This is a genomic window from Dietzia sp. Cai40 (genome assembly GCF_014145165.1).
Lineage (GTDB): Bacteria > Actinomycetota > Actinomycetes > Mycobacteriales > Mycobacteriaceae > Dietzia > Dietzia natronolimnaea.
The window spans coordinates 1-2513 of sequence record NZ_JAALEB010000121.1; the positions used below are offsets into that span (position 1 = coordinate 1).

At 72.2% G+C, this 2513-nt stretch carries 3 protein-coding genes and 1 pseudogene; 2 read left to right on the forward strand and 2 right to left on the reverse strand.

From position 1 onward, the window contains the following. Positions 1-232: pseudogene (locus G6022_RS05635) on the reverse strand (molybdopterin molybdenumtransferase); the annotation flags it as partial. Between the two features lie 130 nt (positions 233-362). Then, entirely contained in the window at positions 363-1262 is a 900-nt protein-coding gene (locus G6022_RS05640; protein WP_182617844.1) for a UTP--glucose-1-phosphate uridylyltransferase, read from the reverse strand. A 63-nt stretch (positions 1263-1325) separates the two neighbouring features. Between G6022_RS05640 and G6022_RS05645 the strand changes: the two genes are divergently transcribed. Next, positions 1326-1889, forward strand: a complete 564-nt coding sequence (locus G6022_RS05645) for a 5-formyltetrahydrofolate cyclo-ligase (protein ID WP_182691145.1) — start codon at positions 1326-1328, stop codon at positions 1887-1889. 59 nt (positions 1890-1948) lie between these two features. Continuing rightward, entirely contained in the window at positions 1949-2326 is a 378-nt protein-coding gene (locus G6022_RS05650) for an FmdB family zinc ribbon protein (RefSeq protein ID WP_182641565.1), read from the forward strand. The last annotated feature ends 187 nt before the right edge of the window (positions 2327-2513 follow it).

The window sequence follows — 2513 nt, forward strand, 5'->3', positions numbered from 1 at the left end:
CGGGCCCGCCGGAGGCGTCCCCGGCGTCATCGACCGGGCCGCCGACCCGGATGTCGACACTGCGGACCGCGTACCCGTCGATCGCGGACTGGTCGAACGAGGGCAACGGGCGCTCGGCCACCACCTCCTCGGCACACAGCAGGCCCTGCGCCTCCGAGATCGACACGCGTACCGGTCTCGGGGCGACCGCGGCCGCCGTCACCAGTGCGAGCTGTTCCTCGACGGAGCGCACCAGGTGTCCCCTTCCCGTACGAAAGTCGCTGACCGTGCAGCGGTGTCACGCCACAGCGGGCGGGCCGACCACCGGGTCCCTGTGGGAGAGGGTAGCGCCCGGTCGGCACCATTCCGCGGCGACGGCGCCGTCAGCGGCCGAGCCGGCCCTCCAGCCACTCCCGGAGCTCGTCGGCGTAGGCCGGGTTGTCCAGGGCGAAGTCCACGCAGGCCTTGATGTACCCGCCGGGATTGCCGAGATCGTGCCTGGTGCCGTCGTGGACCACCACGTGGACCGGGTGCCCCTCGTTGATCAGCAGGTCGATAGCGTCGGTGAGCTGCAGTTCCCCGCCGGCGCCCGGCTCGATGCGCCGGAGCGCGTCGAAGATCGCGCGGTCGAGCACGTACCGCCCGGCCGCCGCGAGGTTGGACGGCGCGTCCTCGGCGGCCGGCTTCTCGACCATGCCGAGCACCCGCTTGACGGCCGGATCATCCGTGTCGGAGACCTCGAACACCCCGTAGGAGGAGACGTCCTCCGGGCTGACCTCGAACGCGCACAGGACACTGCCGCCACGTTCCGCGCGGACCCGTGACATCCGGCCCAGGATCCCGAACGGCAGGACCAGGTCGTCCGGCAAGAGCACGGCGACGGCCTCCTCCTCGTCACCGAGCACCGGCTCCACCTGCGCGACCGCGTGCCCCAGACCCAACGGCTCGTCCTGGCGCACGTCCACCACCTCGATGAGCCCGGGGGCGCGCTGGACCTTGTGCAGCAGGACGTCCTTGCCCCGGTCCGACAGCGTGTCCTCGAGGACCAGGTCCTCGGAGAAGTGCGCCATCACGCCGACCTTGCGCTCGGAGGTCACGATCGCGAGCCGACCCGCTCCCGCCTCGGTCGCCTCCTCGGCGATGAGTTCGATCCCCGGGGTGTCCACCACGGGGAGCAACTCCTTGGGGACCGTCTTGGTGGCGGGCAGGAACCGGGTCCCGAGGCCGGCGGCCGGGACGACCGCGGTCCGGAACTGCGAGTCGGGCGAGGCGTGGGACGTCATGGCGTACACCATAGACGGCGGACCGGGCCGCTACGTCCGGACCACTGACGGCACACTGGGGTGATGGATCAGGACAAGTCCGCGGTACGTCGTGCGGTGCGTGTGCGCCGCGCGGCGGTCCCCGCGTCCGTGCGCGCCGAGCGTGACCGGGCGATCCGCGAGCACCTGGCCTCCGTGGTGACGGAGGGGATGGTGGTCTGCGCGTTCGTTCCCGACGACGACGAGGCCGGCGGACCGGATCTGCCGGAGGCGCTCGCGCTGGCGGGGGCGCAGGTGCTCCTGCCGGTCTCCCCCACTGTGGGGCCGCTCGGCTGGGCGGCGTACGCCGGGCCGGCGGACCTGTGTCCGGGCCGGTTCGGCATCCCCGTTCCGTCCGCGGCGCCGGAGGGACCGGACCGGATCGCCGAGGCCGATCTCGTGTTCGTGCCCTCGGTGGCCGTCGACCGCACCGGCACCAGGCTCGGCCGAGGGGGCGGCTACTACGACCGCACGCTCGCGCTCGCCCGGCCGGACACCCGGTTGCTGGCGGTCCTGGATCCGGAGGACGTGCTCGACCATGTCCCGTCCGAGCCGCACGACCGACCCGTGACCGGGGTCGTCACCCCTGACGGAGTCCTCGACTTTTAGCACCTGGCACTCGGGAGGGTAGAGTGCCAGTCGATATCCGACTCTGCCCCGGAGGCCAGATGCCCACCTATTCGTACCGGTGCCGCGACTGCGACGTCGCCTTCGACATCCAGCAGTCCTTCACCGAGGACTCGCTCACTGTCTGCCCGAAGTGCGACGGTGGGCTGCGGAAGTTGTTCAACACCGTCGGCGTGGTCTTCAAGGGTTCAGGCTTCTACCGCACGGACAGCCGCGCCGCCGGGTCGGGGTCCACGACCGGGGGCGGCTCAGGAAAGTCGTCTTCCGGCACGTCCGGCTCCGGTTCATCGGGTTCCGGCTCGTCCGGTTCGGGCTCGTCGGCGGGGGCGACGTCCGGCTCGAGCGCCGGTTCGTCGGCGGGCTCGGCCTCGTCGTCGAGCTCGGGTTCGTCGAGCTCCGCGTCCGGCTCGTCGTCGTAGCGGGTATCCGTCCCGCCCTCTCCACAGGGCCCCGCTCCTCCACAGGTTCCCGTCCGGCCCCCGGCACGCGGCCCGGCGCGCTCCCGTCGTCCCGATACGGTCTCTCCCACACCGCGCTCACCGGCAGCGTGCCGACCGACGGGGGACCCAGTTGCGCCGAATCCTCACGTCTCCGACGGCCCCGCGG